Origin of the sequence: Micromonospora parva, assembly GCF_040649675.1 — a bacterium.
Taxonomy (GTDB): Bacteria; Actinomycetota; Actinomycetes; order Mycobacteriales; family Micromonosporaceae; genus Micromonospora; species Micromonospora parva.
Genome location: NZ_JBEZFX010000009.1, coordinates 257,952 through 283,232, shown reverse-complemented (window position 1 = coordinate 283,232; position 25,281 = coordinate 257,952). Strand labels below are relative to the sequence as shown.

The following is a 25,281-nucleotide window of genomic DNA, read 5'->3' as shown; positions in this document are numbered from 1 at the left end:
CTTCCGGCCACCCGGCGACGGGCCGCTCGCCCATCCGGCGGCGTCGCTGCGCCGGGGAAGTCGTCGTCGTCCCTGTCGAGGGACTGTCAACCCCCGGACACACTTCAGGGGCGGCGAACCGCCGCCCCTGAAAGGGTGTCGCCCGGCCGGTGAACCACCGGACTGGTCGGGCTGCCGGCGAACCGCCGGCTGTTCGCCGGTGCATCACCGGCGAGCGGAACAGTGCCCGCTAGAAACGATCGACAAACTGTGAGTCAAGCCACTCGCGGAAGCGCTGCACCCAGTCGCCGTCGGTGGTCGGCCAGTCGAACTGGCCGGTCATCGCGAGCACCCCGATCACGACCGCGGCCAACCCGATCAGCACGCCGAAGAGCGCGTCGGTAGTGCCGGCGACGTGCCGACGGCGGGTGGCCATCAGGCCGAGCACCGCGAGCACCGCACCGAACGCGCCGAGGCCGATGCCGTACCCGGCCAGGGTGCCGGTCAGCACGAACATCGCGCCGGCGACCGAGACGATCAGGCCGAGCGTGGCGAGCAGGCTGGCCCGCGGCTTCGGGCCCCGCGTCACCGGCGGCTCGGGCGTGGTGACGCCCGGAGTCGGGTCGACGGGGCGGTCCGTGGTGGCCCGGTCGGTGGTGTCGGGCCGCCGGGTGACGCTGTCGCGCTCGGCGGTGCGTGCCGTGCTCGGGGTGACGGTGGGCCGGGCGTCGGTCTCCGCAGTCTCTGCGGTGCCGGTGCGGGCCTGGGAGGCGCCCGGGTGGGTCGTGCCGGACACGGGCTCGGGTGCGACGGGACGGGTGGCGCCGTTGGACGGTTCGGGCGCGACCGGGCGAGCGGTGCCGGCCCGGGGCTCGGGCTCCACCGGCCGCGCGGTGGCGGCGCGGGCAACCGCCGCCCGCTCGTTGGCCCGCCGCTCGGCCTCACTGGTCTGGCCGTCGGTGGCGCCCGCGCTGCGGTACGTCGTCTGGTCGGCGTCGCGGTCGGTGACCACCGGCCGGCCGGCGTTGTCACCGGTCGGGCCGGTCCCGGTGACCGCGGTGTCGCGGCCGTCCACGCGGCCGTCGAGGTTCTCGTCCCGCGTCGGTGCCGGCTCGGACCGGCGGGACAGCGAAGGAATCCTGACCACTACACACCTCCTGATGAATGCGTGGTGGCCGACGGAAGGGTGGCACCCACGCGGTGTCGCACCTCAAATACCCACCTGGGCGTTTCCTGACACCAATCCTGGGTACGAGCCCCGAGCCCGGCTGATGCGGGCCCTGATCGGCGCGCGGCCCGGTCGGGCGGGACTGGCTATCCTTGGCACCCGTGCCAGAGGGACACACGATCCACCGCCTGGCGGCCCGGCACGCCGAGCTGTTCGCCGGGGACAAGCTGCACGCCGCGAGCCCGCAGGGTCGTTTCGCCGAGGGTGCGGCCCGGCTCTCCGGGACCGTGCTGGACGGCACCGAGGCGTACGGCAAGCACCTGCTGCACCACTACGCCGGTGAGCTGACCCTGCACGTACACCTCGGGCTGTACGGCAAGTTCGCCGACGGGCCGGGGGAGCCGCCGGAGCCGGTCGGCCAGGTGCGGCTGCGGCTGGCCAGCGACCGGCACTGGCTCGACCTGCGTGGCCCCACGGCCTGCGAGCTGCTCACTCCGCCCGAGGTGGCGGCACTGCGGGACCGCCTCGGGCCGGATCCGTTACGCGGCGACGCCGACCCGGAGCGGGCGTACGCCCGGATCTCGCGCAGTGCCACACCTCTCGCCGCGCTGCTGCTGGACCAGTCGGTGGTGGCCGGCACCGGCTTGATCTTCGTGACCGAGGCGCTGTTCCGGGCCGGGCTGTCGCCTACGATGCCCGGCCGGCAGCTGACCGGAGCCGGTTGGGACGCGCTCTGGGCGGACCTGGTCGGGCTGATGCGGCTCGCCGTGGAGCACGGCCGCATCGACACGGTCCGCGATTCGCACCTGCCCGAGGCGATGGGCCGACCGGCCCGGGTGGACCGGCACGGTGGCGAGGTGTACGTCTACCGCCGCCCCGGGGCGCCCTGCCACGTCTGCGGCACCGAGATCAGCCGTGGTGAGCTTGCCGGGCGCAACCTCTACTGGTGTCGTACCTGTCAGGTGGATTGAGCCGGTCGCCCTGACGCTGAGCGGCTTCAGTCGGCGTCGAGCAGCCAGCGGACCACCTCGATATTCTGCGCAAAGACAACGTCGTCGGCGACGCTCCAGGCCAGCGTGTGCCCGATCGTCCAACCCCGAGCCCGCTCCCGGTCCAGCCCCAGCTCGGCACAGAGCCGGTCCAGTCGGTGCCGGACGGCGGCCGGTGAGTGCCCCAACTCCTGGCCGCGCACCATCGGCACCACCGAGAATTCCCGTTCCCCGGTCAGCGGTTTCGGGTCGATCGCCAGCCACGGCCCCCGGTCGCCGGGGAGCGCGTCGGCGGCGAGCACGTTGCCGGCGTGCAGGTCCTGATTGACCAGCACCTGCTCGCCCTGGCTCGACGCCAGACCGCCGAGCAGGTCGAGCGCCGCGTCGAGCAGCCGCCGCTGGTACGGCCGGCCGGTCCGTTCCCAGGCCCGGGGCATCCGGTCGATCCAGCCGGCGGCCTCCTGCGCCAGCGGGGTGAACGGCGCGCCGGCCGGTCGCCAGAGCCGGGGGAGCAGCCCGATCACCGCGTCGAGCGCCCGGTCCGGCGGAAGGTCGTGCAGGGGAGTGCCGGGCTGGCAGCGTTCCAGCAGCAGGGCGCGCCGCCCGGGGTCGTGGGCGAGCAGGCGGATCGCCGCGTCACCGTCCCAGTGGGCCAACGCGTCGGCCTCGTGCCGGCTCTCCTCGTCGGGGTACTGGAGCTTCAGCACCGCCGCCGTGCCGTCGGGCAGCTGAGCGGGGAGCGCCAGCGAGGCGTACGCGTACCGGAAGGGTGGGTCGAGTCGCAGCGACCACTGCTGCGCGCACTCCGCCAGCCACGTCGGGAGGGTGGCCAGCCAGGCGCGACCGGCGGGTGATCCGCGTACCCAGTCAAGTCCCTCGGGCAGATCCATCTGGTCCTCCTGGGCTGTCACGGCGTTCCTGTGCCGGTCCACAGTGGCTAGCGTGGACGGGTGCAGATTGGCGAGGAGGATCGATGACCCCCGACGACGAGAAGTTTCTCCGCCAGGCCGTGGAGATCGCCAGGCGGGCTGGGGCGTCCGGCGAACGGCCGTTCGGCTCGCTGCTTGTCGACGCGGCCGGCGTGGTCCTGGTCGAGGACCACAACACGGTGGTCTCCGACGCGGACATCAGCGCGCATCCGGAGTTGAAGCTGGCCGTCTGGGCGGCCCGGGAGCTTCCGCCCGAGGTGGCTGCCGGCACCACCATGTTCACCAGTTGCCAGCCCTGCGGGATGTGTGCGACAGCGATCGAGCGGTCTGGCCTCGGCCGGGTGGTGTACGCGCTGTCCAGCGAGCAGTTCGAGGAGGTCAAGCCGCCCACCCCGGCGCTGCCCCCGGTCCGGTACGAGGGGCCGGCGCTGTTCGAGGAGGCACGTCGGCCGATCGACGACTACTACTGACCGAAGCTGTCCTGCTGTGGTGTGACGCAGCCGGAATTGACAGTCGGCCGGCTGCCGGAGCAGGGTTGACCGGTGACAACGATGTCAACGGACAAAAGGGAAGGGATTGTGTGCATGATCCTCTCCCTGCCGCACCCGGTTCGCGGTGTCCCCTTGACGGTTTCCCGGCGCGGACCCGGTCTGTCCGCCGATCCTGGCCGTATGTCCCTTTCCTACCCAACGGTGACCAGCTGAGATGACCGACGTGCCCCGATCCGACGCCGCAACGACCCCCGCTCCGGCGGGGTCGACAGACCTGCCCGATCTGGACGACTTCCTCGCCGACCAGACCCGGACCTTGCTCGACACCGCCCGCCGCTCGGTACGGGCCGAGGGCGGCTTCTGGTGGTTGACCGACGACCGCACCCCGGATCGGGGCGAACCGATCCACACCTGGATCACCTGCCGGATGACCCACGTGGCAGCCCTCGCCCATCGCAACGGCGACCCGGACGCCGCCGCCCTGGTCGACCACGGGGTCGCCGCGCTCAGCACGCTGCTGCGCGACGACCGGTACGGCGGCTGGTTCAGCGCGGTGGACCAGCAGGGCGCACCCGTCAACGACCGCAAGGCCGGCTACGACCACGCGTTCGTGCTGCTCGCCGCCTCCAGCGCGGCGCGCGCCGGACGGCCCGGCGCGGACCGCTTGCTCGCGGACGTGCTGGCCGTCGTGCGGGACCGGTTCTGGGACGAGGACGCCGGGGCGGTCCGCGAGTCGTGGAACCGCGACTGGACGGTCACCGAGGACTACCGGGGCGCCAACAGCAGCATGCACATGGTCGAGGCGTTCCTCGGTGCTACCGCCGCCACCGGCGACGCGAGCTGGGCCGACCGGGCCCTGCGGATCGCCACCCACCTCGTGCACGGTGAGGCGGCCCGGCACGACTGGCGGCTGCCCGAACACTTCACCACCGACTGGTCGCCGCTGCCCGACTACAACCGGGACCAGCCCGCCGACCCGTTCCGGCCGTACGGCTCCACCATCGGGCACTGGCTGGAGTGGGCTCGGCTGCTGCTGGAGCTGGAGGCGGTGCTGCCGCAGCCACCCCGCTGGCTGCTCGCCGACGCCCGCGCCCTGTTCGCCGCCGCCGTGCGTCGCGGCTGGGCCGTCGACGGCGCGGACGGCTTCGTCTACACGATCGACTGGGACGACCGGCCGGTGGTGCGCTCCCGGATGCACTGGGTGCTCGCCGAGGCCGTCGGTGCGGCGATCACCCTGCACCGGCGCACCGGGGACGCGGTCTACCTCGACTGGTACCGGGCCTTCTGGGCGTACGCCCGCCGCAGTCTCATCGACCAGACCGGATGGCGGCACGAGTTGGACGCGCAGAACCGGCCCGCCGGCACGGTCTGGCACGGCCGACCGGACGTCTACCACGCCTACCAGGCGGTACTGCTGTCCCGCGCGGCCGACGGGCTCGGTGGCCCCGGCCCGCTCGCACCGGGGGAGGTGACCGCGTGATCGTCGTCGCGGGTGAGGCACTGATCGACCTGGTCGTCACCGCCGAGGGTCAGCGGGCGGTGCCGGGTGGCTCCCCGGCGAACGTCGCTGTCACACTGGCCCGGCTCGACCAGCCGGTACGACTGCTGGCCCGGCTCGCCGACGACGAGTACGGTCGGCAGCTCGTCGAGCACCTGAGCGCCAACCGGGTGGACCTGGGGTGGGCGGTGCACGCCGAGGAGCCCACGTCGGTGGCGGTGGCCACGCTGAACGCCGCCGGGCAGGCCAGCTACGAATTCCGGCTGGCCGGTGCGGCGGACTGGCAGTGGACGCCGCGCGAGCTGCCCGAACTGGCCGGAACACCGGCGGTCGCGTTGCACACCGGATCCCTCGCGCTCGCGCTGGCCCCCGGTGCGGAAGTGCTGGAGGGCCTGCTCGCCCGGGAACGCCAGCGGGACGGGCTCACCGTCTCCATCGACCTCAACCTGCGGCCGAGCATCGTCACGGACCGGGCGGCGGAGCAGGAGCGGGTACGCCGGCAGATCCGCCTCGCGCACCTGGTCAAGGCCAGCGACGAGGATCTGGCCTGGCTCTACCCGGACCGGTCGCTGGCCGACGTGATGACCGAGTGGCGGGCGGCCGGGGTGTCCTGCGCCGTGGTGACCCGGGGCGGCGAGGGTGCCTGGCTGCTCGCGCCCGACGGCTCGCTGCACGAGGAGCCGGCGGTGCGGACCACTGTTGTCGACACCGTCGGTGCCGGCGACTCGTTCACCGGTGGCCTGCTGGCCGCGCTGGCCGACCTCGACGCGCTCGGTGACCGGCCGGCCGACCGGCTCGCCGCGGTGACCGGGCCGCAGTGGGGTGTGGTCCTCCGGCAGGCCGCCACGGTGGCCGCGTTGACCTGCGCCCGCCGCGGCGCCAACCCGCCCACCCGCGCCGAGGTCGAAGCCCTCCTCACCACCAACCCCGCCTGACCCTGCCCGCGCCGCCCCTCCCCACCTCCGCGATCTTGCGCTTTCTGTCCCGGCAGAGCGGGCGATATGCCGACAAAGCGACAACAGAAACCGCAAGATCGCGCGTGCGGTGGGGTGGGGTGGGGTGGGGTGTGGGTGCGGGGCCGGGGGAGGGAGGGGGTTAGGGGAGGCCGCGCTTCAGCAGGGTGGTGGGGAGGACCGTTGTGGAGGGCGGGGTGTCGTCGCCGGCTATCCGTTGGAACAGTCGCTCGGTGGCGACCCTCGCCAGCTCCCGGGTGTCGTACGCGACGACGGTCAGCGGCCGGGGCATCAGGTGGGCCAGTTCGAAGTCGTCGAAGCCGACCAGCGCGGCGTCACTGCCCCGTCGGTGCAACTCCTGGAGCGCACCGACGGTGAGCCGGTTGTTGGCGCAGAAGAACGCGGTGGGCGGCTCCGGGAGGTCGAGGAGCGCGGCGACCGCCCGCCCGGCCTCCTCGGGAGCGATGAGCCGTTCGCGGACCAGCGAATCGTCCGGCTCGACTCCGGCGGCGTCCAGCGCCGCCCGGGCCCCGGTCAGCCGCTCACGCATGGTGGGCACACTCGGCGCGCCGAGCAGCAGCCCGACCCGCCGGTGCCCCTCGTCGAGCAGCGCGTTGACCCCGGCCTGACTGCCGCCCCGGTTGTCCAACAGCACGGCGTCGGCTTGCAGCCCCTGCGGCGGCCGGTCCAGGAACACCACCGGCATGCCCAGCTCGACCTCACGCCGCAGGAACGAGTGGTCGAGGCCCGCCGGCACCACCAGCAGACCGTCGACCCGGCGTTGGGTGAAGTCCTGGAGCAGGGCGCGTTCCCGCTCCGGGTCCTCCTCGGAGGACGCGGTGATCAGCATGGTGCCGTGGGCGGCGGCGATCTCGGCGGCGACGCTGGCGATGGTCGCGTAGAACGGGTTGGCGATTTCCTCGATCAGCAGCCCGACGGTGGCGTTGAGCTGCCGGGAGCGCAGGTTACGAGCGATGTCGTTGCGCCGGAAGCCCAGCTCGGCGATGGCGGCCAGCACCCGGCCGACCAACTCCTGCCCCACCGGCTCGTCGTTGACGACCCGGGAGACCGTCTTCAGGCTGACGTCGGCCCGCCGGGCCACGTCGACCATGGTGGGGCGCCGACGCGTCGTCGGCCGGGTCGGGGTCTGGGTCACGGGGTGGTCCTCCACGGCGGGCGCGGGTCAACGGTCGAGCGCGGCGAGCGCGTCGACCGCTTTTCGGGCGGCGATGAGCACCGGATCCCACACCGGCGCGTACGGCGGAGCGTAGCCCAGGTCCAGCTGCGTCATATCGTCCACCGTCATGCCGTTCCACAGCGCCACGGCCAGCGTGTCGATCCGTTTGGCCGCCTCGGACCAACCGACGATCTGCGCGCCGAGCAACCGGCCGCTGGGACGCTCGGCGATCAGCTTGACCGTCATCGGCCGGGAACCGGGGTAGTAGCCGGCCCGATTGGTCGACTCGGCGATCACCGAGACGAACTCGAAGCCGGCAGCCTTGGCGTCGCGTTCGCGCAGACCCGTCCGACCGACCTCCAGGTCGCAGACCTTGGTCACCGCCGTGCCGATCACGCCCGTGAAGGTGGCGTACTCGCCGCCGATGTTGATCCCGGCGACCCGGCCCTGCTTGTTGGCGTGCGTGCCGAGCGGCACGTGCACCGGCAGCCCGCTGACCCGGTGCAGGGTCTCCACGCAGTCGCCGGCCGCCCAGATCCCGGGGAGCCCGGGCACCCGCATCCGGCGGTCGACCCGGATCGCTCCGGTCGGCCCGAGAGGCAGCCCGGCCGCCTCGGCGAGCGCGGTGTTGGGGCGTACGCCGAGACCCAGGACGACGACGTCGGCCGGGATCGACCCCTCTTCGGTGACCACGGCGGACACCCGGCCGTTGTGCTCCTCCAGGCCGGTCACCGGCAGGCTGCCCCGGATCGTGATGCCGAGGCCGCGCATCGCGTCGGCGACCAGCTCGCCCATGTCGCTGTCCACCGTCGACATGGGCTGCTCGCCCGCCTCCACCAGGGTCACCGAGAGGCCGCGTTGGATCATGGCCTCGGCGATCTCGACGCCGATGTATCCGCCGCCGATCACCACCGCCCGGCGCGGCTGAGGGTCGGCGTCGAGCCAGTCGCGCAGCGCCGCCCCGTCGTCGAGGGTCTGCATGCCGAACACCCCGTGCGCGTCGGTGACCGCCCACGGTGGCTTCACCGGCACCGCGCCGGTGGCGTACATCAGGTCGTCGAAGCGTTCACGGACCTCGCCGCCGTCCTCCAGGTTCTGGGCCACCACCTCGCGGCGCTCCAGGTCGATGGTCGTGACCTCGTGGCGCATGCGGACGTCCATCGCGTGCTCCCGGCGGAAGACCTCCGGATCGCGGGCGATCAGCGCCTCGGGGTCGGGCACCAGCCCGCTGATCCAGTACGGGATGCCGCACGCCGAGTAGGAGGTGAAGTGGCCGCGCTCGAAGACCACGATCTCCAGGTCGTCGCGACCACGGCGGCGTCGGGCCTGGGACGCCGCCGACATTCCGGCGGCGTCCCCGCCGATGACGATCAGCCGTTGGGCCACGAGTTCATCCTGTCACGCGACGATCAGCCGCGGGTCTGCCGCGCGACGTCCTGCACCACGTCGGTGAGTTGGCCGGTGCGCTCGAACACGGCGCGCTGCCGTGCCGCGCCGCTGCCGTGCCGGCGCAGCCCAGCCAGCAGGTCGGTCACCTCGGCCCAGTCGCCGTGCTCCTCCAGCGCCGGCCGCATCCGCTCGACGAACCGGTCCAGCAGCTCCCAGGCCGGGGCCAGCTCGCCCGTGGTGACGTCGACGCCCTCACCCTCGAGGCCGTCGTGGGCGGCCCGCCAGTGCGCGCCGACCAGCAGGTGGTGGTCGGTCCGCAACGCCGGGCGGCCGGCCTCGACATCCGCCATCGCGGTGGCCACCAGCGCCCGGACCAGGGCGGCGACCAGCACCGCGTCGTCCACCGACGGGCAGACGTCGCCGATGCGCAGCTCCACCGTCGGGTACTTCGCCGACAGCCGGGCGTACCAGTAGAGCATCCCCTCGTCCAGCATCACCCCGGTGGAGATCAACTGGCGGATCAGCCGCTGGTAGTGCTCATGCGACTCCAGGAACGGCGTCGGCGCCACCGACGGCCAGCGCTCCCACTCCACCGAGCGCCAACTGGCGTAGCCGGTGTCCTCGCCCCGGGCGAACGGCGAGTTGGTGGTCACCGCCTGCAGCATCGGCAGCCACGGCCGGACGTGGTTGAGCACCTGCACGCCGGTGTCCGGGTCGGGCACCCCCACGTGCACGTGCATCCCGTTGTTGCCGGGGCCGGGAACGAGCAGCCGGAACCGCTCGATCATCCGGTCGAAGCGGGGCTTGTCCACCACCGGTGGCACCGGGCCGTCCACCGGGCCGGTGCCGATGGCGAGCAGGCGTACGCCGGCCCGTTCGGCGGCGTCGGAGAGCGCCCGACGCAGGACGCCCAGGGAGTGCCGGATCGACGAGAGCTCCAGACCGGGCGGGCTGCCGATCTCGATCTGACTGGTCTGGAACTCCCGCTCCACCTGCCCGCGGAGTTCGGCCGGAACCTGCTCCATGACCAGGTCCACGGCCGGAACCGCAGCCCCGGTGTGCGGGTCGACGAGCAGGAACTCCTCCTCGACACCCACGGTGAGCAATCCGGTCGCCGCAGCCATGTCGCTGGGCACCTCGGCCACCTGACCGGTCATCGACATCACCCGTCCGTTTCCACCGTTCGCGGTCCGTCCGCGTCGGTCCGCCGTTGGTTACCCAACGTGGCGATGCCGGGAAACGTGGCGGCGACACGTCGTACTGGGGTCGGGCCGCCGGATTCGGCTGGGCGACGTGACAGCGGGTCCTATGCTGAGCCCGTGCCGGTGCTGCTGGGCTTTGTCGGGGTCGCGTGGATGTCCGCGTTCGCCCAGCTCACCCTGCTCGCGGGCCGCCCGGCCGACCTGCTCGCCGGTGCCGCGTTGACCGCCCTGGTGCTGCTCGCGGTGGTGCTGGCGGCCCGGGTGCGGGACCGGGCGGGCGCGTCCGGTGCCGGGCCACGGTGGGCTGGTCTGCGGGCCCGCTCCCGAAGTCGCCGAATGCCCCGCCAGATCGACCCGGACGCCGCCGGTCGCCCTCGTCCCCGTGCTCCGGGGCACCCCTCGGCCGCGTAGCGCCCCGCCGCCGCGCGGCCGATCCCGCCGTCACCGGCCCCCCTCGCTGAGCGGACGCCGCCCGGGGGAGGGCCTCACCGGAATCGGACCGAGGGGTTTCCCATGCTTGCCTTCGCACCACTGCACGACGTTGTCGGCGCTGCCGGCAGCGCGCTGTCCCGGCTCACCGAGCTGCTAGAACCGTTGGCCGGCGGCGCGGCGACCGCCGCCGCCATCGTGCTCTTCACCATCGCCGTCCGGCTGCTGATCTCGCCGCTGACCGTCGCGCAGGTCCGCGGCGAGCGGCGTCGCGCGGCGCTCGCCCCGCAGGTGCGCGACCTTCAGCAGCGGTACGCCGACGACCCGGCGACGCTTCAGCGCGAGGTGTTCACGTTGTACCGCGAGGCCGGCGCGAACCCGATCGCCGGCTGCCTGCCGTTGCTCCTCCAGGCGCCGTTCCTGCTGGTGTTGTACCGGTTGTTCAGCACCAGCGAGGGTGGCACCGGGTTGCTGGACGAGCGGTTTGCCGGGGTGCGGCTGGGTCACCATCTCAGCGACGGGCTGACCGGGGCGGCCGGGCCGCTGTTCGGCGTACTGCTCGTGGTGTTGCTGGCGGTGGCCTGGTGGTCGTCGCGGCGGGCCCGCCGGGCGTCGGCGGCGGTGGGCACGGTGGCCGGTACGCCGACCGAGGGGCCGGGTGCGGCCGCGCTCGGCCGGTTGCTGCCCCTGCTGCCGTTCACGACGGTGCTGGTGGCGCTGGTGCTGCCGCTCGCCGCGGTGATCTACCTGGTGACCACCAGCGTCTGGTCGGCCATCGAGCAGGCGGTGCTCCGCCGCCCGCAGGCAACTCCGACTGCCGACATAGATCGACGTTGACAACTGTGTGGACGGGACGTACAACTCTGAGAGAGCGCTCTCTCGATCCGTCCCCCGCAGAGAGGCACGTCCATGCCACCTCCCTCAGCGGCCCCCGCCGCCCCACTCGTCCGGCGTCGGCTGCGGCTGGCCTCCGTCCTGCTCGTCGCCACCACCACCGTCCTGGCCGCCGCCACCGTCACCGCGCAGGCGGCCGTGCCGCCACCCCCGGCCGGCTGGAGCACGGTCTGGAGCGACGACTTCACCGGCGCGGCCGGCAGCCTGCCGTCGTCCGCCAACTGGATCATCGACACCGGTCACAGCTATCCCGGTGGCCCGGGCAACTGGGGCACCGGCGAGATCCAGAACTACACCGCCAGCACCGCCAACGTCAGCCACGACGGTGGCGGCAACCTGCGGATCACGCCGCTGCGCGACAGCGGTGGCGGCTGGACCTCCGCCCGGATCGAGACCGTGCGCAGCGACTTCAAGGCCCCGGCCGGCGGCGTGCTGGCCATCGAGGGCCGAATCCAGATGCCGAACGTCACCGGTGCCGCAGCTGCGGGCTACTGGCCGGCGTTCTGGGCGCTCGGCGCGCCCTACCGGGGCAACTACCAGAACTGGCCGGGCATCGGTGAGTTCGACGTGATGGAGAACGTCAACGGCATCAACTCGGTCTGGGGCGTGCTGCACTGCGGCGTCGCACCGGGCGGGCCGTGCAACGAGTCCAACGGCCTCGGCGCGTCCCGGGCCTGCCCGGGCGCGAGCTGCCAGTCCGCGTTCCACACCTATCGGTTCGAGTGGGACGCCTCGATCAGCCCGCAACAACTGCGCTGGTACGTCGACGGGCAGCTCTACCACACCGTCACGTCCAGCCAGGTCGGTGCGTCCGCCTGGTCGCAGATGACCTCGCACGCGGGCTACTTCCTGCTGCTCAACGTCGCGATGGGTGGGGCCTTCCCGAACGGCGTGGCCGGCAGCGGCACGCCGACCCCTGCCACCGTCCCAGGGCGGCCGATGCTCGTCGACTACGTGGCGGTGTACCAGCGCGGCGGCGGCAGCACCCCGCCGCCCACCACGCCGCCACCCGGCGGCACGAGGGACGCGTACGCGCAGATCCAGGCCGAGTCGTTCAATGCGCAGAACGGCGTGATCGTGGAGGCGTGCTCCGAAGGCGGGCAGAACATCGGGGCGCTGCGTAACGGGGACTGGGTTCGCTACGACAACGTCGAGTTCGGCTCCACCTCGGCGCGGGACTTCGTGGCGCGGGTGGCCTCCGGCGCGGGCAGCGGGGTGAGTGGCCTGGTGGAGGTACGGCTGGACAGCCCGACTGCCACGCCGATCGGCAGCTTCGCGATCGGCAACACCGGCGGCTGGCAGAGCTGGCGCTCGGTGCCCGGCAACGTGGGAGCAGTGACCGGTCGGCACTCCGTGTACCTGACCTTCACCAGTGGCCAGCCGAACGACTTCGTCAACGTCAACTGGTTCACCTTCCGCCGCTGACCGGGGTGTCCCGGGCCGCCCGTCGCGATGGTCACGCGACGGGCGGCCCGCGCATCCGTGTCGACCCCTGGACAGAAACAGTTAACTGTCTTAATAATTAGCGCCAACGTTGACGTCCATAAATGCCTGCCCGGGCCCGGAGGGTCGCATGAAACGCTCCAGAACCCTTGTCCTGTCCCTCGTCGCCACCCTGGTGGCGGCACTCGGCGCGGCCTGGGTGGCGCTGCCCGCGTACGCCGCCGGAGTCACCGCCAGCTTCGTCAAGACCGCCGACTGGGGCTCCGGTTGGGAGGGGAAGTACACCATCACCAACGGCGGCGGCTCGACCATCAACGGCTGGAGCCTCACCTTCGACCTGCCGTCCGGCACCACACTCGGCAGCTACTGGGACGCGTTGCTCACCTCCGCGGGCCAGCGGCACACCTTCACCAACCGGTCCTGGAACGGCGTCATCGCCCCGGGTGCCTCGGTCTCCTTCGGTTTCCTGGCCAGCGGCTCCGGCTCGCCGAGCGGCTGCCAGCTCAACGGCGCGGCCTGCGGCGGCGGCACCCCGCCCACCACGCCGCCGCCCACCACGCCGCCGCCCACCACGCCGCCGCCCACCACCCCACCGCCCACCACGCCGCCTCCGACGACCCCGCCGCCGACCGACCCGCCCACCGGTGACCTGCCCAAGCACCTGCTCACCGGCTACTGGCACAACTTCGACAACCCGGCCGTCGAGCTGCGGCTGCGCGACGTGCCCGCCGAGTACGACCTGGTGGCCGTCGCCTTCGCCGAGGCCACGTCGACACCCGGCGCGCTCACCTTCGGCATCGACCCCGGGCTCGCCGCGTCGCTCGGCGGCTACACCGACGCGGACTTCACCAACGACGTCCGCACCCTGCACAGCCGGGGCAAGCGGGTGATCCTCTCGGTCGGCGGTGAGACCGGCCGGGTCACCGTGAACGACGCCGCGTCAGCCACCGTGTTCGCCGACACGGCCGCTGCGCTGATCGCCCGGTACGGCTTCGACGGGATCGACATCGACCTGGAGAACGGCCTCAACCCGACGTACATGGCGCAGGCGCTGCGCGCGCTGCGAGCCAAGGTCGGGTCGAGCTTGATCATCGCGATGGCCCCGCAGACCATCGACATGCAGAACCCGGCCGGCGGCTACTTCAAGCTGGCGCTCGACATCAAGGACATCCTCACCGTCGTCAACACCCAGTTCTACAACTCCGGGGCGATGCTCGGCTGCGACCAGAACGCCGCGTACGGCCAGGGCACTGTCAACTTCATCGTCGCGCTGGCCTGCATCCAGTTGGAGGCCGGGCTCCGCCCCGACCAGGTCGGCCTCGGCCTGCCGGCCGGAGCGGGTGCCGCCGGCGGCGGCATCGTCGCGCCCAGCGTCGTCAACGCCGCCCTGGACTGCCTGGCCCGGGGCACCAACTGCGGCAGCTTCCGCCCGCCGCGCACCTACCCCGGCATCCGGGGCGCGATGACCTGGTCGGTGAACTGGGACGTCAGCAACGGCAACGGCTTCGCCAACACGGTGGGCCCACACCTGGACACTCTGCCCTGACAGCCCAGGCTGACGCTTGTTCACAAGTCAGCGGTAACCGGTAGCTCGGATCAGCGGCCGGCGGTCACCGACCGCCGGTCGCCGCGCTCCCGACGCTTGCGGACCTTACGGATCACCCAACTGACCACCATGACGACGAAGACGGCGCCGATCGCGTAGTTGAACCAGTCGCTGTAGCGCGCGACGTCCTGCCAGCGGCTCCCGAGCGCGTAACCGGCGCCCACGATGAGACCGTTCCACACCCCGCTGCCGATGGTGGTGAGCAGGATGAATTCGCCCAGCGGCATCCGGTTGGCCCCGGCCGGCACGGAGACCAGGCTGCGGACCACCGGCACCACCCGGCCGATCAGCACCGCCCACCGACCGTGCCGCTCGAACCACCTGTCGGCCCGCTCCAGGTCGTCGCTGTCCACCAACGGGATGCGGTCCAACCAGCGCTTGAGTCGATCCTCGCCGAGCGCCGCGCCCAGCCAGTAGAGCACCAACGCGCCGACCAGCGAGCCGACCGTCGCGGCCAGCACCACCACCACGACGTTGAACTGACCCTCGTGCGCCAGGAAACCGGCGAGCGCCAGCACGACCTCGCTGGGGATCGGCGGGACGATGCTCTCCAACGCCACCAGCAGCGCCACGCCGACCGGGCCCATCGCCTCGATCACCGAAGCCACCCAGCCGGTCAACCCGGTGAACTCGGACGGGTCGCCAGCCTGGGCGTACGCCATTGTCGTCCTTCCGCGTCGGTGCTCGGGATCGTACGGTCATACCCACCGGAGCGGTCGTTACACCTCGGGGTGCAGGGCGGTGTCCGCCGGCCCCTGCCGCCAGCCGGTGAACACCACTGTCAGCCCGGCGCGCGACGGGGCGCAGCAGAAGGGCCCGGCCACCGCGTCCGCCGCCGGATCCAGCGGGACGAGCCGGACCAGTCGCCACGGCTCGTCGTCGACCCGGGCGCGGACGGTTAGCGCGTCGCCGGCCCGGCTGACCCGGACGGTCACCTCCCGACCCGCCCACTCCGGCACCGGCCCCACCGACCAGTCGGAGAACTCCCTGGTCACCACCGCGCCGAGCTGCACCTCCCCGTCGCTGATCTCGACGCCGGCCTTGGTCCAGGTGCGCTCGTCAACGCGGACGAACGCACCGGCCTGGTCGAACTGCGCCGAGAAGTCGAGCCGGAAGCTCACCTCCATGGCGGTGTCCACCGGCAGCGGTGCCAGCAGGGCCGGTCCGTTGTCGTGGACGAAGCCGTAGCTGGTCCTGCGCCAGAAGTCGCTGTCCGCCGCCGGCTCGACGAGCAGCTCACCGGCCGGGCCCTCCTCGACGCGTACCGGCGGGTGCAGCCAGGCACCCCGGGACCAGTCCAACGGTTCGCTCGGCGGTACCAGGTCGTTTCCCATGACAGGCACGATAACCAAGGGTTTGCCGCGGTGATCGATCGGAGATGTTTCTCCGGCATGGGTGACCGTTGGTATTCCGAAGCCGTCGTCTACTGCCTCGACATCGACACGTACGCCGACTCGGACGGCGACGGGGTCGGTGACATCCGTGGGTTGATCGGGAGGCTGGATTACCTGGCCCGGCTCGGGGTCACCTGCCTGTGGTTGCACCCGATCCACCCGTCACCGAACCGCGACGACGGCTACGACGTCACCGACTTCTACAACGTGGACCCGCGCTTCGGCACCCTCGGCGACTTCGCCGAGCTGCTGCACCAGGCGCAGAACCGGGGCATCCGGGTGATCATCGATCTGGTGGTCAACCACACCTCCGACGAGCACCCGTGGTTCCAGTCCGCCCGCTCGTCGCCGGACTCGCCGTACCGGGACTGGTTCGTCTGGTCCGACACCGAACCGGACGACCGGCACCAGGGCATGGTCTTCCCCGGCGAGCAGAAGGAGACCTGGAGCTACGACCGCACCGCCAAGGCGTGGTTCTACCACCGGTTCTACAAGTTCCAGCCCGACCTCAACTTCGCCAACCCGCAGGTCCGGGCCGAGGTCAAGAAGATCATGTCGTTCTGGCTCCAGCTCGGTGTCTCCGGCTTCCGAATGGACGCGGTGCCGTTCATCATCGAGCTGACCGAGCCCGGCAACGCGAACTCACCGAAGGACTTCGAGTTCCTCACCGAGCTGCGCCAGCACGTCCAGTGGCGTCGCGGTGACGCCGTCCTGCTGGCCGAGGCGAACGTCGAGCCGGACCAGCTACCGACGTTCTTCGGCGACGCCAGCGGCTCCGGCAACCGGATCCACATGCTCTTCGACTTCATGCTCAACGGCCGACTCATGCTCGCCCTCGCCCGGCAGGACCCGGAGTCGCTGATCGAGGCGTTGCGCGACACCCCGAAGTTGCCGGTCGGCGGGCAGTGGGCCACCTTCCTGCGTAACCACGACGAGATCGACCTGTCCCGGCTCACCACCGAACAACGCAACCAGGTGTACGCGCAGTTCGGCCCGGACGAGAACATGCGCATCTACGACCGGGGCATCCGTCGCCGGTTCGCCCCGATGCTCGGTAACGACCGGCGGCGCATCGAGCTGGCGTACGCCCTGCAGTTCTCGATGCGCGGCACGCCGGTGCTGCGCTACGGCGAGGAGATCGGGATGGGCGAGGACCTGTCGCTGCCCGGTCGGGAGGCGATCCGTACCCCGATGCAGTGGTCGTTCCAGCCGAATGCCGGCTTCTCCACGGCGGACCCGGAGAAGCTGGTCCGTCCGGTGATCGACAAGGGTGAGTTCGGCTACCAGAACGTCAACGTCACCGCCCAGCGGGGCGACCCGAAGTCGCTGCTCGGCTGGTTCGAGCGCATGATCCGTACGCTGCGGGAGGCTCCGGAGATCGGCTCCGGCTCGACGACCCACATCGACGTGGCGATGCCGCCCGGAGTGCTCGCGCACCGGGCCGACGGGTCGACGGGCACGATGGTCTTCGTGCACAACCTGGGCACCGACGACGTGGAGGTCGACCTCAGCAGTCTCGAGCCGGAGGCGGACCAGCCGACCGACGTGCTCGCCGACCGTGGCTACGGCGAGCTGGGCAAGCTCGGCGCGGTGAAGGTCTCCGGCCACGGATACCGGTGGATCCGGCTCTGCCGGGGCCGGGGCTTCTGAGGCACGGCGATCCGGTGTGTCGTGGATCCGGCCATGGTCGTCACCGATAACTAGCAGTGGAAGGTTAAGCTCCTTCGATCGACCCCACGTTACCGGGAGGTAATCATGTCGGAGGAGCCCCGCGTCGCCATCGTCACCGGAGCCGCACGCGGCATCGGCGCGGCCACCGCCCGGCGGCTGGCCGCCGACGGAATGGCCGTCGCCGTGGTCGACATCGAGGAGGCCGCCACCAAGGAGACGGTGGACGCCATCGCCGCCGCCGGCGGCCGGGCGCTCGGGGTGGGCGCCGACGTCTCCGACCGCGACCAGGTCGAGGCGGCGGTGGCCCGGATCGCCGCCGAGCTGGGCGCGCCCACCGTGCTGGTCAACAACGCCGGAGTGCTGCGCGACAACCTGCTGTTCAAGATGACCAACGCCGACTGGGACACGGTGATGGGAGTGCACCTGCGCGGCGCGTTCCTGTTCAGCCAGGCCGCCCAGAAGCACATGGTGGACCGCAGGTGGGGGCGGATCGTCAACCTCTCCAGCACCTCCGCGCTGGGCAACCGGGGCCAGGCGAACTACGCCGCCGCCAAGGCGGGTCTGCAGGGCTTCACCAAGACGCTCGCCATCGAACTGGGTCCGTTCGGGGTGACAGTGAACGCGGTAGCACCCGGTTTCATCGTCACCGACATGACCGCCGCCACCGCCGCCCGGATGAAGGTCGACTTCGACGACTTCCAGAAGCACGCCGCCGCCGAGATCCCGGTCCGTCGCCCGGGTCGGCCGGAGGACGTCGCGCACACCATCTCGTTCCTGGCGAGCGAGGGTGCCGGCTTCGTCTCCGGTCAGGTCATCTACGTCGCGGGCGGCCCCCGGGACTGACCCGCGCTGCCGACGAGGGCGCTCCGCTCGGCGGGACGCCCTCGTCGCCGGGTCAGGCCGGCGCGCGGCGGGTGCGCCAGAGCCAGAGCAGGCCGAGCACCGGCAGCACCAGCGGGATGTAGCCGTACCCGCTGCCGAACCCCGACCAGACCGTCTCGTCCGGGAACAGCTCCCTGTCGACCAGGCTCAGAATGCCGACCGCGACCACCCCGACCAGTTCCACGGAGCAGCATGCCAGCGCGACCCGCCGGCCGGCGTGCCCGGCGCGGGCCAATCCCATCGCCGCCACGATGTAGATGAGCGCGGCCACCCCGGAGAGCAGGTACGCCACCGGGGCCTCGTCGAACTTGGTGGCGATCTGCAGGCCGGCCCGACTCGTCGCCGCGATCGCGAAGAGCAGGTAGACCGCGATCAACAGCCGACCCGGGCCGGAGTTCGTACGCCGGGGGGCCTGCTCCGTCTCAACCACCGAGCACCTCCCAGGTCTGCTGCAACCGGACCACCACCACCGGGGCCACCAGGCAGACCGCACACACGATCGCCGAGCCCCAGCGGGTCGGTTCCATCCGGGCCAGCACCCAGGCCAGTGGCGGCAGGCACACCAGCGTGACCAGGTAGCCGAAGAAGGCGCCGGGCTCGCCGGGCCGCTCCCCGCCACCGACCGCGACGAGCGCCAGCACTGTCAACACCAGCAACGCCACTTCGAGTACGGCCAGACCGACGAACTGCACCCGGTCCGGCGGCCGGTGGCGTACCGCCGCCACCAGCGCCCACACCGCGACGAGCAGCGACAGCACGATCGGTACGGTCGCGACGAGCCCGTCCACCGGCGAATTCACCGGATCCACCCGGTCGTTGCCTCGGTCACCGGCACAGCCTACTAACCGTCGTAGTAAGCGGGTGCTCTGCCTCTCCGCGTGTGACGAGGGCCCGTCGAGGCGTCTTCCCGGTTCGTGTTCCCCCGCCTTCCGGTGGGCGTCAGTCGCCGGCCGGCAGCCAGTAGACGGAGACGGCGACGAGCGGGTCCGGTCCGTCGTTGCGAATCTGGTGCGGCACCCTGCTCTCGAACGCCGTGACGTCCCCGGCCCGCAGCACCGCCGTCTGGTCGGCGAACGTCAACGTCCCGGTTCCGGACACGATGATCCACACCTCGCGGGACCGATGGACATCGAGGTCGTTGGACGTGTTCGGGGCCACCGACCAGCGCGCGACCTCGAACGGCGCGGGCGCCGTCGACGGGAACGGCAGCAGCGCGCGGTGCACGGGGCCGCCCTCGGCGAAGTCGTACCAGTGGGCAAACGTCACGGCGCCGCTGGTCGCCGCTGGATTCGTCGTTGGCATGTCGTCGACACTGCCGCGCCACCCCCCGGGGTGTCTGGCGGCAATCGGACCTGACGTCGGCGAGAGCGCGCGGACGGTGTCGTCCGGGAGCGCGCGGGCGGGGGCGTCCGGGATCGCGCGGACGGTGCCGTCAGGCCACCGGCGTTGTCGGTGCACCGGCGTCTGCCGTCAGCCGGCGGTTGGCGCGACGGCGTCCCCGAAACGAAGGTGGGCTGCTTCGATTGGTCGAACCCGCCGCCGGCATGGCCGCCGGGGCGACTAGCGTGGATCACGTCCGTGGCGTTGCCGCGGTGCGGGGAAACAGCGGAGGTACACGTGCGGTTCGGTTTGTTCGGCACCGGTCACTGGGCGATCGAGACGCACGGGAAGGCACTGCACGCCCATCCCGACGCGGAGTTGGTCGGGGTGTGGGGTCGCAACCCGGAGCGGGCCTCCGCGCTGGCCGAACGGTACGGGGTGCCCGCCTACGCCGACGTCGACGCGCTGATCGAGCAGTGCGAGGCGATCGCCGTCGCCCTGCCGCCCGACATCCAGGCCGACATCGCGGTCCGGGCGGCCCGCGCCGGCCGGCACCTGCTGCTGGACAAGCCGCTGGCGCTCAGCGTGGCCGACGCCGACCGTGTCGTGGCCGCCGCCGAGGAGTCCGGGGTCGCCTCGGTCGTCTTCTTCACCCAGCGGTTCCAGCCGAACGTGACAGCGTTCCTCGCCGCCACCGCCGCCGCCGGGGGCTGGCAGCACGGTCGGACCACCGCATTCGCCTCGATCTTCCAGGACGGCAGCCCGTACGGCGGCTCGTTGTGGCGTCGGGAGCACGGAGCGCTCTGGGACATCGCCCCGCACGCCCTGTCGATCCTCCTGCCGGTGCTGGGTCGGGTGACGCAGGTGGCGGCGATGAACGGACCGAGCGGGATGGTGCACCTGCTGCTCACCCACGAGGGCGGTGCCACCAGCAGCGCCTCGCTCTCGCTGGATGCCCCGACCGAGTCGATGGCCCGGGAGTTCGTGTTCTACGGCGAGAACGGCATCGAGAACGTCCCGTCCGGGGAGAACGACCCCGCCACCGCGTTCGGCGTCGCCATCGACCAACTGATTGAACAGGTGCGCGCCGGCACCCGGGACCACCGCTGCGACGTCCGCTTCGGCCGCGAGGTCGTGACCATCCTCGCCGCCGCCGAAACCGCCCGCACCGAATCCCGCACCATCCAGATCCCCTAACCGAACCCGAACCCGAACCCCGCCCTTGCCCTGCCCTTGCCCCACCCCTGTTGATCAAGAGGTTTGCGTCACGACACGCGGTACGGCATGACGCAAACCTCTTGATCACCGAGGTCGGTGGGGTGGGAGGTCGGTGGGTGGATGGGGGGTTAGGTGGGGGTGGGTAGGGCGGCGTTCAGTTCGTCGGGGGAGTTGAACTGCTCTGGGGGCAGCGCCTGCAGCATCTGCAGCAGGGCCGTGCTGGCGCCGTTCTCCTGACCCCAGCGGATCAGGTCCTCCCGCGAGACCGGGTAGTCGAGCCCGGCCAGGTACTCCTGCAACTGCACGCCGGTGACGGTCATGTCGGCCGGCTACCCGATCGCGATGGTCGTACACCGGTGTGGTTGGCACCCACCACGGCCCGGCGGCCGGCGTGTCGGCCCGCGACGCGCCCACGGTTTGCCGCAGCGGCGGCCGGGTAGCCGCTGGCATGCTGGTTCAGCGGCTCGGCGCGCCGAGCGATTTCGACCCGTTGCTGGAGCGCGTTCGCAACGCCCGGGTGGTGATGATCGGTGAGTCCACCCACGGCAGTTACGACTACTACCGGTTGCGTGAGCAGCTCACCCGCCGGCTGATCGCGGAGTGCGGGTTCTCCTTCGTCGCCGTGGAGGGTGACTGGCCCGACTGTGATCGGGTGCACCGGTCGGTGACTGCCGCGCCGGGCGGCGCGCTCGAACCGCAGCTCGCGCTCGCCGAGTTCGAGCGATGGCCGACCTGGATGTGGGCCAATGCCGAGGTGGCCCGGTTCGCCAGCTGGCTGCGGGCCTGGAACGTGGAGCGGCCGGAGGAGCAACGGGCCGGGTTCCACGGGCTCGACGTGTACAGCCTCTGGGAGTCGATGCAGGCGATCTTCGACTACCTGGGGGAGGAGGACCCGAAGTCGCTGGAGGCGGCGCAGGACGCGTACCGGTGCTTCGAGCCGTACGGCAAGAGGGTCGAGGAGTACGGCGCGGCCAGCCGGTTCGTCTCGGCCCGCTGCGAGGAGGAGGTCGTCCGGTTGCTCGCCCGGACCCGCGAACACGCCCTCTCCGACGGCCCGGACCGCTTCTCGGCCTGGCAGAACGCGGAGGTGGTGGCCGGCGCGGAGCGCTACTACCGGGCAATGGTGGCCGGCGGGCCGGACTCGTGGAACATCCGCGACACCCACATGCAGGACACCCTGGACCGGCTGCTGGACCGGTACGGCCCGGACTCCCGGGGCATCGTCTGGGCGCACAACACGCACGTCGGGGACGCGCGGGCCACCGACATGACCGCCGACGGGATGGTCAACATCGGTCAGTTGGCTCGGGAGCGGCACGGCGAGGACGCGGTCGTCCTGATCGGCTTCGGCACGTACCGGGGCACGGCGATCGCCGCACCCCGTTGGGGTTCGCCGGCCGAGGCGATGGTGGTGCCGCCGGCCCGGGAGGGGTCGATCGAGCGGCGGCTGCACGAGTTGATGCCGGAGCGGGCCGTGTTGATCTTCGGCGGCGACGACCAGCCGGGCTGGGTCACCGACACCGTGGACCACCGGGCGATCGGTGTCGTCTACGACCCGTCGTTCGAGTCCTGGGGCAACTACGTGCCGACCCGGATCGGTGAACGCTACGACGCGTTCATCTGGTGCGACGACACCAGCGCCCTGCACCCGCTACCGGTGCCGGCGGTCCCCGGTGAGATGGAGACCTATCCGGCGGGCGTGTGAGCAGGCGGTCAACGCAGTGGAGGTGTGGTGCCCGTCGGGCACCACACCTCCACCATCGGTGGGTCAGACGTGCGTCGGCGTGCGCTCCCCGAGGTGGGTGCGCAGGCCTTCGCCCTCGATGTCCACGTTCGGCAGGGCGCGGTTGAGCCAGCGGGGCAGCCACCAGGCGCGGTCGCCGAGGAGCGACATCACCGCCGGGACGATGGTCATCCGGACCACGAACGCGTCGATGGCGACACCGATGGCGAGCGCGAAGCCCATCGACTTGATGATCGGATCGTCGAGGAACACGAAACCGCCGAAGACGGAGATCATGATCAGCGCGGCGGCGGTGACCACCCGGGCGCCGTGGCCCATGCCGCTGATCGTGGCCTCACGCGCGGTGTCGCCGTGTACGAAGTCCTCCCGCATCCGGGAGACCAGGAACACCTCGTAGTCCATCGCCAGCCCGAACAGGATGCCGATCAGCAGGATGGGCAGGAAGCTGACCAGCGGGGCCGGGGTGTCCAGGCCAACCAGGCTCGCTAGGTGACCCTGCTGGAAGATCGCCACCGTGATGCCGAACGTGGCGGCCACGGTGAGCAGGAAGCCCAGCGCCGCCTTCAGTGGCACCAGCAGCGAGCGGAACACCAGCATCAGCAGCAGCACCGAGAGCCCGACGACCAGCAGCAGGTAGATCGGCAGCGCGTCGGAGAGCTTTTCCGAGACGTCGATACCGATGGCGGTCGCGCCGGTGAGCAGCACGTCGGCGCCCTGCACCCCGCCGACCGCGTCGCGGACGTCGTGCACCAGGGTCTCGGTGGCCTCGTCGGTCGGGCCGGTCTTCGGTACCACGCCGAGCAGGGCGGTCCGACCGTCCGGGCTCAGCTGCGGCGGCGCCACCGCGAGGACGTTCTCGGTGCGCTGGATCATCGCGGTCACCTGCGGCACGGCGGCGGCGGTCGCCTGCGCGTCGTCGCCCGCCACGACCACCGCGAGCCGGCCGGTGAAGCCCGGACCGAAGCCCTCGGTGGTCAGGTCACTCGCCACCCGGGCCGGTGAGCCCTCCGTCGCCGTACTGGCGTCGGGCAGGGCCAGCCGCATGTCCGGCGTGGGCAGTGCGAGCAGGCCCAGGCCGAGCAGCGAGACCAGGATGACCGGCACCCGGAACCGGGTGACCAGTCGCGCCCAGCGGAAGCCGAACCCGGTGCGGTCCTCGATCGGGGTCGTGGTCGCGGCCGGCCGGTCGGTGACGTCCGTGTCGTCCTCGTCGGTGCCGACGCCGTCGGCCACGGTCGCGGTGGGCACGGCACGCAGCCGGCGCGGGAGCACCCGGTGGCCGGCGAAGCCGAGCAGCGCGGGCTGGAGGGTGATCGCCACGAGCACGGCGATGGTGACCGTCGCGGCGGCGGCGAGACCCATCACGGTCAGGAACGGAATGTTCACCACGGCCAGGCCGGCGAGGGCGATGACAACAGTGGCGCCGGCGAAGACCACCGCGGAGCCGGCGGTGCCCACGGCCCGGCCGACCGCCTCCTCGGGGGACATCCCTTCGAGCAGGTTCTGTCGGTGCCGGGAGGTGATGAACAACGAGTAGTCGATGCCGACGGCGAGGCCGAGCATCAGCGCCAGGATCGGCGCGGTGCTGGTCAACTCGATGACACCGCTCAGCGCGAACAGCCCGGCCATGCCGACGCCCACGCCGATCAGCGCGTTGAGCATGGTCATCCCGGCGGCCACCAGGGAGCCGAACGTGATGATCAGGACGATCGCGGCGACCAGTACGCCGATCGCCTCGGTGGAGCCGATCTCCGGCTCGCCGCCGAGCACCTCGCCACCCGGGGCGACCTGCCAACCCTTGGCCTCGACGGCGGCACCGACCTCCTCGTACGCGGTGCGCTGCTCGTCGGTCACCTCGTCGCCGCCGGTGGCGAACTGGACCTGGACCAGCGCGTACCGGCCGTTGGGTGAGACCGCGCCGACCTGGAGCGGGTTGACCGCGCCGACCACGCCGGGCAGCGCCGAGGCCTCCTGGACCAGTTCCTGCACCACGGCCTGGCCCTCGGGGGTGCCCAGTTGACCGTCGGCCGGGGCCTTGACCGCGATGGTGCCGGTGGCGCCGCTGGCCGCGGGGAACTGCTCGCTGAGCAGGTCGAGCGCGCGCTGGCTCTCGGTGCCGGGCATGGTGAAGTTGCTCGCCGTCGGGCCGCGCAGGGTCGCCGCGGCCAGGCCGGCGACGACGAGTACGACGAGCCAGAGCGCGACGACGAGCCGTCGCCGGCGCAACGCGCCCCGGCCGAGCCGGTAGAGCAGGGTGGCCATCAGGAGTCCTTGTCCTCGGTCGTGGGTTGTTGGGGCAGGGCCGCGTCGACGGGTTCGACGGCCCGTCGGACGAGGGTGAGCAGGGCGGAGCGCAGGTCGTCGTCGGTGATGTCGGCGAACTCGCCGCACGCCTCGGAGATCCCGGCGAGCAGCACCAGCGCGGCGATCCGCGCGCCCGGCCGGTCGGAGTGACCGGCCAACGCGTCGCGCAGCCGGTCGGAGATCTGCTGGATGTGCGCGAAGGCCGGCTGGCACAGCAACTCCGGGAACTCGCCGCGGAGCACGGCGATCTCCCGCCGGAACCGGACCGCGAGGTCGACGAAGCCCTCTGCGGCGACCTCCTGGGCGGCCGTTCCGGTCAGGCCGGTGAGCCGGTCGTCGAGGTCCCGCAGCACGCCGATCGCCGGAGCCATCAGCTCGGCGAGAAGGGCTTCCTTGTTGGCGAAGTGGTAGAGCACGGTGGCCTTGGAGCAGCCGACCTCACGGGCGATGTCCTGCAGGGAGGTGCCCCGGTAGCCGGTCACCGTGAACTGCCGCGCCGCCGCGGCGAGAATCTCACCGTGCGTGTCGGGTACCGCTCTGGCCATGCCCGGTCCACCTCCCGCAACCCAGCATGCCTGACCGATCGGTCAGCCCCTGACCG

At 71.8% G+C, this 25,281-nt stretch carries 25 protein-coding genes; 12 read left to right on the top strand and 13 right to left on the bottom strand.

Going from position 1 to position 25,281, the window contains the following annotated elements; translation table 11 throughout:
* Positions 1-229: 229 nt before the first annotated feature.
* The gene (locus AB0C03_RS23670; protein ID WP_307857887.1) at positions 230-1,126 is read right to left on the bottom strand and encodes a thrombospondin; all 897 of its coding nucleotides are present in this window, start codon (positions 1,124-1,126) and stop codon (positions 230-232) included.
* Between the two features lie 182 nt (positions 1,127-1,308).
* On the opposite strand from AB0C03_RS23670, the gene AB0C03_RS23665 reads away from it, so the two are divergent.
* Positions 1,309-2,118: an Fpg/Nei family DNA glycosylase gene (locus AB0C03_RS23665; protein WP_357638850.1), complete on the top strand. Its 810-nt coding sequence runs from the start codon at positions 1,309-1,311 to the stop codon at positions 2,116-2,118.
* A gap of 26 nt (positions 2,119-2,144) precedes the next feature.
* On the opposite strand, the gene AB0C03_RS23660 is transcribed toward AB0C03_RS23665, so the two are convergent.
* Entirely contained in the window at positions 2,145-3,026 is an 882-nt protein-coding gene (locus AB0C03_RS23660; protein ID WP_210861435.1) for an aminoglycoside phosphotransferase family protein, read from the bottom strand.
* 83 nt (positions 3,027-3,109) lie between these two features.
* Here AB0C03_RS23660 and AB0C03_RS23655 point away from each other — a divergent pair, with 83 nt between their 5' ends.
* The 3 genes from AB0C03_RS23655 (at position 3,110) to AB0C03_RS23645 (ending at position 5,989) form a co-directional block, all read left to right on the top strand.
* Positions 3,110-3,535: a nucleoside deaminase gene (locus tag AB0C03_RS23655; RefSeq protein WP_030333066.1), complete on the top strand. Its 426-nt coding sequence runs from the start codon at positions 3,110-3,112 to the stop codon at positions 3,533-3,535.
* Between the two features lie 235 nt (positions 3,536-3,770).
* Positions 3,771-5,036 (top strand): AGE family epimerase/isomerase, encoded by a 1,266-nt coding sequence (locus tag AB0C03_RS23650; protein ID WP_357638848.1) that lies wholly within the window; start codon positions 3,771-3,773, stop codon positions 5,034-5,036.
* Positions 5,033-5,989: a carbohydrate kinase family protein gene (locus AB0C03_RS23645; RefSeq protein ID WP_357638846.1), complete on the top strand. Its 957-nt coding sequence runs from the start codon at positions 5,033-5,035 to the stop codon at positions 5,987-5,989. Before AB0C03_RS23650 ends, AB0C03_RS23645 begins: the two co-directional genes overlap by 4 nt.
* A 160-nt stretch (positions 5,990-6,149) precedes the next feature.
* Here the strand turns inward: AB0C03_RS23645 and AB0C03_RS23640 are convergent, their stop codons facing one another.
* From AB0C03_RS23640 to AB0C03_RS23630, 3 genes are read right to left on the bottom strand one after another with little or no spacing between them, the layout of a single operon-like run.
* Positions 6,150-7,163, bottom strand: a complete 1,014-nt coding sequence (locus AB0C03_RS23640; protein WP_030333071.1) for a LacI family DNA-binding transcriptional regulator — start codon at positions 7,161-7,163, stop codon at positions 6,150-6,152.
* 27 nt (positions 7,164-7,190) lie between these two features.
* On the bottom strand, positions 7,191-8,570 hold the full coding sequence (locus AB0C03_RS23635) for an FAD-dependent oxidoreductase (protein ID WP_030333073.1): 1,380 nt from the start codon (positions 8,568-8,570) through the stop codon (positions 7,191-7,193).
* A 23-nt stretch (positions 8,571-8,593) separates the two neighbouring features.
* Positions 8,594-9,730, bottom strand: coding sequence for a carboxylate-amine ligase (locus AB0C03_RS23630; RefSeq protein ID WP_209444569.1), 1,137 nt, complete (start codon positions 9,728-9,730; stop codon positions 8,594-8,596).
* A gap of 162 nt (positions 9,731-9,892) precedes the next feature.
* On the opposite strand from AB0C03_RS23630, the gene AB0C03_RS23625 reads away from it, so the two are divergent.
* The 4 genes from AB0C03_RS23625 (at position 9,893) to AB0C03_RS23610 (ending at position 14,087) form a co-directional block, all read left to right on the top strand.
* Complete coding sequence (locus AB0C03_RS23625) at positions 9,893-10,186, top strand: DUF6412 domain-containing protein (RefSeq protein ID WP_245233654.1); 294 nt, start codon at positions 9,893-9,895, stop codon at positions 10,184-10,186.
* Positions 10,187-10,288: 102 nt separating this feature from the next.
* On the top strand, positions 10,289-11,041 hold the full coding sequence (locus tag AB0C03_RS23620; protein ID WP_357638843.1) for a YidC/Oxa1 family membrane protein insertase: 753 nt from the start codon (positions 10,289-10,291) through the stop codon (positions 11,039-11,041).
* A gap of 72 nt (positions 11,042-11,113) precedes the next feature.
* Entirely contained in the window at positions 11,114-12,523 is a 1,410-nt protein-coding gene (locus AB0C03_RS23615; protein WP_030333081.1) for a carbohydrate-binding protein, read from the top strand.
* Positions 12,524-12,671: 148 nt separating this feature from the next.
* Entirely contained in the window at positions 12,672-14,087 is a 1,416-nt protein-coding gene (locus AB0C03_RS23610; RefSeq protein WP_357638841.1) for a chitinase, read from the top strand.
* Between the two features lie 50 nt (positions 14,088-14,137).
* On the opposite strand, the gene AB0C03_RS23605 is transcribed toward AB0C03_RS23610, so the two are convergent.
* A complete protein-coding gene (locus AB0C03_RS23605; protein ID WP_030333084.1) occupies positions 14,138-14,809 on the bottom strand; it encodes a DedA family protein in 672 nt (223 codons plus the stop codon).
* Positions 14,810-14,866: 57 nt separating this feature from the next.
* Positions 14,867-15,481: a DUF1349 domain-containing protein gene (locus tag AB0C03_RS23600; RefSeq protein WP_210866415.1), complete on the bottom strand. Its 615-nt coding sequence runs from the start codon at positions 15,479-15,481 to the stop codon at positions 14,867-14,869.
* A gap of 57 nt (positions 15,482-15,538) precedes the next feature.
* Here AB0C03_RS23600 and AB0C03_RS23595 point away from each other — a divergent pair, with 57 nt between their 5' ends.
* On the top strand, positions 15,539-17,191 hold the full coding sequence (locus tag AB0C03_RS23595; RefSeq protein WP_210866424.1) for an alpha-amylase family protein: 1,653 nt from the start codon (positions 15,539-15,541) through the stop codon (positions 17,189-17,191).
* A 105-nt stretch (positions 17,192-17,296) separates the two neighbouring features.
* Positions 17,297-18,055, top strand: coding sequence for a 3-oxoacyl-ACP reductase FabG (fabG, locus tag AB0C03_RS23590; RefSeq protein WP_210866414.1), 759 nt, complete (start codon positions 17,297-17,299; stop codon positions 18,053-18,055).
* Positions 18,056-18,107: 52 nt separating this feature from the next.
* On the opposite strand, the gene AB0C03_RS23585 is transcribed toward fabG, so the two are convergent.
* The 3 genes from AB0C03_RS23585 to AB0C03_RS23575 form a co-directional block, all read right to left on the bottom strand.
* Positions 18,108-18,524: a hypothetical protein gene (locus tag AB0C03_RS23585; protein WP_210866413.1), complete on the bottom strand. Its 417-nt coding sequence runs from the start codon at positions 18,522-18,524 to the stop codon at positions 18,108-18,110.
* Entirely contained in the window at positions 18,517-18,894 is a 378-nt protein-coding gene (locus tag AB0C03_RS23580; protein ID WP_374224321.1) for a hypothetical protein, read from the bottom strand. Before AB0C03_RS23580 ends, AB0C03_RS23585 begins: the two co-directional genes overlap by 8 nt.
* Positions 18,895-19,033: 139 nt before the next feature.
* Complete coding sequence (locus tag AB0C03_RS23575) at positions 19,034-19,396, bottom strand: cupin domain-containing protein (protein ID WP_210866412.1); 363 nt, start codon at positions 19,394-19,396, stop codon at positions 19,034-19,036.
* A gap of 315 nt (positions 19,397-19,711) precedes the next feature.
* On the opposite strand from AB0C03_RS23575, the gene AB0C03_RS23570 reads away from it, so the two are divergent.
* Positions 19,712-20,611, top strand: coding sequence for a Gfo/Idh/MocA family protein (locus AB0C03_RS23570; RefSeq protein WP_210866411.1), 900 nt, complete (start codon positions 19,712-19,714; stop codon positions 20,609-20,611).
* 149 nt (positions 20,612-20,760) lie between these two features.
* On the opposite strand, the gene AB0C03_RS23565 is transcribed toward AB0C03_RS23570, so the two are convergent.
* Positions 20,761-20,952 carry a DUF2795 domain-containing protein gene (locus tag AB0C03_RS23565; protein WP_030333097.1) on the bottom strand — a complete coding sequence of 64 codons (192 nt, stop codon included), beginning with the start codon at positions 20,950-20,952 and terminating at the stop codon, positions 20,761-20,763.
* A gap of 128 nt (positions 20,953-21,080) precedes the next feature.
* Here AB0C03_RS23565 and AB0C03_RS23560 point away from each other — a divergent pair, with 128 nt between their 5' ends.
* Positions 21,081-22,337: an erythromycin esterase family protein gene (locus AB0C03_RS23560; RefSeq protein WP_210860104.1), complete on the top strand. Its 1,257-nt coding sequence runs from the start codon at positions 21,081-21,083 to the stop codon at positions 22,335-22,337.
* 63 nt (positions 22,338-22,400) lie between these two features.
* Here the strand turns inward: AB0C03_RS23560 and AB0C03_RS23555 are convergent, their stop codons facing one another.
* Positions 22,401-24,638 (bottom strand): MMPL family transporter, encoded by a 2,238-nt coding sequence (locus AB0C03_RS23555; RefSeq protein WP_357638836.1) that lies wholly within the window; start codon positions 24,636-24,638, stop codon positions 22,401-22,403.
* Positions 24,638-25,225: a TetR/AcrR family transcriptional regulator gene (locus tag AB0C03_RS23550; RefSeq protein WP_051708568.1), complete on the bottom strand. Its 588-nt coding sequence runs from the start codon at positions 25,223-25,225 to the stop codon at positions 24,638-24,640. The genes AB0C03_RS23555 and AB0C03_RS23550 overlap by 1 nt, the downstream gene beginning before the upstream one ends.
* Between the last annotated feature and the right edge of the window lie 56 nt (positions 25,226-25,281).